The organism is Nocardia tenerifensis NBRC 101015 (assembly GCF_000308715.1).
GTDB classification, from domain to species: domain Bacteria; phylum Actinomycetota; class Actinomycetes; order Mycobacteriales; family Mycobacteriaceae; genus Nocardia; species Nocardia tenerifensis.
On sequence record NZ_BAGH01000197.1, the window covers coordinates 1 to 4,334 of the forward strand.

Annotated in this window: 5 protein-coding genes; 2 read left to right on the forward strand and 3 right to left on the reverse strand. The window is 68.1% G+C overall.

Going from position 1 to position 4,334, the window contains the following annotated elements; translation table 11 throughout:
* Nucleotides 1-204: 204 nt before the first annotated feature.
* Complete coding sequence (locus ON39_RS16735) at nt 205-627, forward strand: MmcQ/YjbR family DNA-binding protein (protein WP_040735156.1); 423 nt, start codon at nt 205-207, stop codon at nt 625-627.
* A gap of 39 nt (nt 628-666) precedes the next feature.
* Here the strand turns inward: ON39_RS16735 and ON39_RS16740 are convergent, their stop codons facing one another.
* The 3 genes from ON39_RS16740 to ON39_RS16750 all read right to left on the reverse strand — a co-directional run bounded on the left by ON39_RS16740 (nt 667) and on the right by ON39_RS16750 (nt 2,669).
* A complete protein-coding gene (locus tag ON39_RS16740; RefSeq protein WP_040735158.1) occupies nt 667-990 on the reverse strand; it encodes a hypothetical protein in 324 nt (107 codons plus the stop codon).
* A 184-nt stretch (nt 991-1,174) separates the two neighbouring features.
* Nucleotides 1,175-2,317, reverse strand: a complete 1,143-nt coding sequence (locus ON39_RS16745) for an alkaline phosphatase family protein (RefSeq protein ID WP_051186726.1) — start codon at nt 2,315-2,317, stop codon at nt 1,175-1,177.
* Between the two features lie 43 nt (nt 2,318-2,360).
* Nucleotides 2,361-2,669 (reverse strand): nuclear transport factor 2 family protein, encoded by a 309-nt coding sequence (locus ON39_RS16750; RefSeq protein ID WP_040735159.1) that lies wholly within the window; start codon nt 2,667-2,669, stop codon nt 2,361-2,363.
* A 141-nt stretch (nt 2,670-2,810) separates the two neighbouring features.
* Here ON39_RS16750 and ON39_RS16755 point away from each other — a divergent pair, with 141 nt between their 5' ends.
* Complete coding sequence (locus ON39_RS16755; RefSeq protein WP_040735161.1) at nt 2,811-3,695, forward strand: LLM class F420-dependent oxidoreductase; 885 nt, start codon at nt 2,811-2,813, stop codon at nt 3,693-3,695.
* The last annotated feature ends 639 nt before the right edge of the window (nt 3,696-4,334 follow it).

The following is a 4,334-nucleotide window of genomic DNA, read 5'->3' on the forward strand; positions in this document are numbered from 1 at the left end:
GGGCGATACCCGCGTCGCCGAGGCCACCGTCGAACTCGGCGCGCACAGCTTCTGGATGGCGGCCGATAATCCCTCGCCCTTGGCCGAGGCTCGCAATCTCGGCGCGAAGTGTGCGGGGGTGGCAATGAGCAGCGGTCATGCTGGGACGCGGTCCGGCCCGCGTCGTCGGCCAAACGTGTCACTCCTCCCGGTTATGCTGCCATCATGGCTACCGGTTCACGGCGGGCGCGGGTGGACGACGTGCACGAGCTGGCCCTGGGGATGCCGTTCGTGAAGCGGATCGAGGGCGGTGGCGGCAATCCGGTGTATCAGGTCGGGGGAAAGTCGTTCATATTCTTCCGGACCCCGCGGCCGGATGCTTACGACGTGGAGACCGGGGAGCGGTATGCGGACGTGATCATGTTCTGGGTGCCTTGGGAGTCGGACAAACTGGCGCTGGTGCAGGATTCGAGGCTGCCGTTCTTCACCACGAGCCATTTCGACGGGCATCCGTCGGTGCTGGTGCGCGGCAGCAGGATCGGCGAACTCACATACGCGGAGCTGGCAGAAGTGGTGCAGGACGCGTGGCTCTCGCGCGCCTCGCGCAAGCGCGCGGCCGACTGGCTGGCCGCGCATCCGGCGGGGTGAGTGGCGGCCGACGCATGATCGCATCGACTGCCACCACGCTCACTTGTTGATGAAAATGCCTGCGACGTCGGCATTCTTGATGGGCGTGTCGGCGTTGCGCTGGCCGCCGCACAGCACGTCGACCGACACCATGGTCCCGTCGACGACGGTGCCGGCCGGCTCGTGGTCGTCCTTGGTCTGCTGCTTGACGAACTTGGTGATCGTCATGCGCTTCTCGTCCTGACTCTGCTTGACGTACTCGCTGCACGGAGTGTCACCGCCGCGGTTGAGGGCGCGCTGGACGTCGGTGCACCCGGCGAGCACCAGGGCGACCGCCGCGATCGCGAGGCCGGTCCGTCCGGTCCGTGACAGCGTGGCGTTCATGTGCTCCTCCTGAATGCTTCGTCGCGCGGCCGTCCGCGGCGATCACCGCCCAGCCTAAAGCCCCGCCCCGCGTACCTCCGGAAGCGCCCGGCCAGAAATCCCCGCACCCTCTCTCGGGATCCGCACTCCCTTTAGTGCCCTAATGAGAGTGCGGATCCGGAGAGAGGGTGCCGGATTCGCGGGCTCAGGAGCGGAACGTGCACAGGGGGATGTCGAGTTCGGCCGGTGTTAGTGATCCGTGGTGGCCGACCATCATCGACTGCACGGGTTCGGCACCACTGCGGATGATTCCCGCGCTGCTGCGCGCGGCGACCACCACATCTCCGATGCGTTCGACGATGCGCGGGGCCACCACCGGCCCGAACCATCCCCGCTCGATCACCTCGGCCCGGGGCAGCACCACGAAGTCGTCGCCGAGCAACTCACCCCAGGCGGCGGCGACATCATCGGCCGCGCCGTCTTCGGTATAGACATGCCGCGCGCGAGGTTCTCCACCCAATTGCCGCACCCCTTCTCGCAAGTCCTCCCGGTGGTCGAAGTCGATGCGCTCCTCGAGTTCGACCATGCCGTGATCGGCCGTCACGAGCAACGCGGCATCGTTCGGCAAACGCTCGGCGATCTCCGCGGCGAGCCGGTCGACGTGCGCCAGTTCCAAAAGCCAAGCCTCCGACGACGGTCCGCGCGCGTGCCCGGTGGTGTCGAGGTCGGCGTGGTAGGCGTAGACCAGCGAACGGTTTCCGGTGCGCAGCGCCGTGCCGATGCCGTCGATGAGATCCCCGACGGAGAACGAGTCGCGAAACACACAACCCCGCAGCGATGCGCGTGTGAGCCCGGAACCGTTCTGATAGCTCGGCGCGACCTGGGTGACGGTGATGCCGTGCGCGGCGGCCCGCTCGAAAACCGTTGCGGTGGGCTGGAATTCCTCGGGCACGAGTTCGTGCAGCAGATCGGTGCGCCGCCCCTCGCCGTGCGGGCTCCAGCGCAGCGCGTTGACCAGGCGGTCCTGGCCGGGCACGCGCAGCAGGTAGCCGACGATGCCGTGTTCACCGGGCGGCACGCCGACCCCGAGCGAGCTGAGGCTGGTCGCGGTGGTGCTCGGGAATCCTGCGGTCAGCGTGGTCGCGGCCAGACCCGACAGGAACGGTGCGGCGCCGGGGTTGGCGGCCAGCGCGTGCGCGCCGAGCCCGTCGATGAGCAGCACGCACACCCGGTCGGCGGTGAGGCCGAGGCCGAGGCGGTCGGTCTCGCCGGGCACGCCGAATCCGGCGAGCAGCGAAGGGAGCAGATCGGCCAGGGAACCCGTGCCGTAACGGGGCGCGTCGAACACGAGGCTCAGGATGTCAAGCCCGGTACCGGCTCGGCAAGCGCATTCAGGCCTGCCCGGTCTCGAAGCGGGCGACCTTGCCGTCGCGCACGGTGAACCGCCAGCTCGTGCGCATCGAACCCCAGCGAGAATTCGTATAGTCGGCGACCAGGCCGGTGCCGCCGTCCGCGACGGACTCGACCTGCATGCGGCCGTTGCTGCCGAAGACCTCCGAATCCGTCCACTGGGCGACGTCGCGCTCGACACCGTCGTCGGACATGGTGGCGTCGTCGGTGAGGGCGGCGAAGAAGCGGTCCTGGTCGTTGGCGTTGAGCGCGTCGACGAATTCTTGGACGGCGGGATCTAGGTCGGTCATCGGGGTGCCCCTCTCGGATCAGATGGCGCGTGAACAGACGGTCAGCTAATCTCTGGCGTCCAGAGTAGGGCAGACCGCGGACCCGCACTGGGATGGCCCGCGGCGCTGTTGCCGCGCGCCGCCTGCTGGTAGACAGGAACGGTGACCGCGCAGCGTGCCTTCCGATTCGGCGTCAATATGGTTGCCCCGGACTCCCGGCGCAACTGGATCGAAAAGTGCCGCAGGGCCGAGGAATTGGGTTACGACGTGATCGGGGTGCCCGATCATCTCGGATGCCCGGCCCCGTTTCCGTCCATGATCGTGGCCGCCGACGCGACCGAACGGGTCCGGTTGAATACCTTCGTGCTCAACGCGCCGTTCTACAACCCGGTGCTGCTGGCCCGCGACATCGCCGGCGCCGACCAGCTCACCGACGGCAGGGTCGAGATCGGCCTCGGCGCGGGGTACGTCCAGGCCGAATTCGACGCCGCCGGTATCCCTTTCGAGAGCGGCGGCAAGCGCGTCGCGCAACTGGAACGCACGGTCGCCACGCTGCGCACCCTGTTCTCCGATCCGGAGTATCAGCCGCGACCCGCCCAGCCGTCCGGGCCGCCGTTGCTGCTCGCGGGCTGGGGTAACCGGTTGCTGCGTCTGGCCGCCGAACACGCCGACATCATCGCCTTCCCGGGCGCGTCAGCCACCGAGAACGGTGGCCCGCTACACCTGGCCGGACTCGGCGAGATACGCGAAAAAGTCGATTATGTGCGCGGATTGCTCGGCAACCGCGCCGACAGCGTCGAGTTCAACATCCTCGTCCAGCGCGTGGTGCCACCGGAGGAACGCGCCGCCGTACTCGAACTGTTCGGCCCCGCGCTCCCCGAAGACGTCGCCGACCACCCCGAAGACCTACCAACCCTGCTGATCGGCACCCCCGAGGAAATGGCCGAGCGGGTCCGCAGCCACCGCGATCACTACGGATTCACCTACATCACCGTCCTCGAGCACAGCATGGAGCAGTTCGCACCGGTGATCGAGTTGCTGCGCTGATCTTCCCAACGGGCTGAGCATGCTGCTGGGCAGGGCCGTCGGCTGCGCCGAGTAGTTTGCCACGCCAGGGCTGCCCGCGGCGCTGAACAGCGTGCCGGGTCGTTGGGCTGCACTGACATTCTTCGCGCTGCCATCGCGCGGTGCGCTATGTCCTGCTGCGCAAGGGTATTCAGGTGCGCCGGGTCTTGTGCCGCACTGGGCATCCTGCCGCGCCGGTCCGTCTATTGCGCTGAGCTTTCCAACGCGCCGAGCATGCTGCTGGGCAGGGATGCTCAGCTGTGCCGTGCTCGGCTTTCTGCCGCATTAAGCGCCCTGCCGCGCTGAACTTGGTGCCGCGTCAGATCTTCTGCCACGCGGGGCCGCCGTGCCGCACTGAACATGGTGCCGCATCGGCCCCTCTGTCGCGCCGGACATCCTCCCGCGCTCAGCTTGGTGGCGCGCCGGATTGCCTGCCGCGCCTGGACATCCTGCCGCGCTGAGGATGGTGGCGCATCGGCCTCTCTGCCGCGCTGGGCTGCCCTGCAACGCTGAACATGGTGTCGGGTCGGATCGTGTGCCGCGCCGGGAGATCTTGCTGCGCTGCAGTTTTGACGGGCTGAGCATGCTGTTGGGCAGGCCCACTGCCGCGCGGGCCCATTC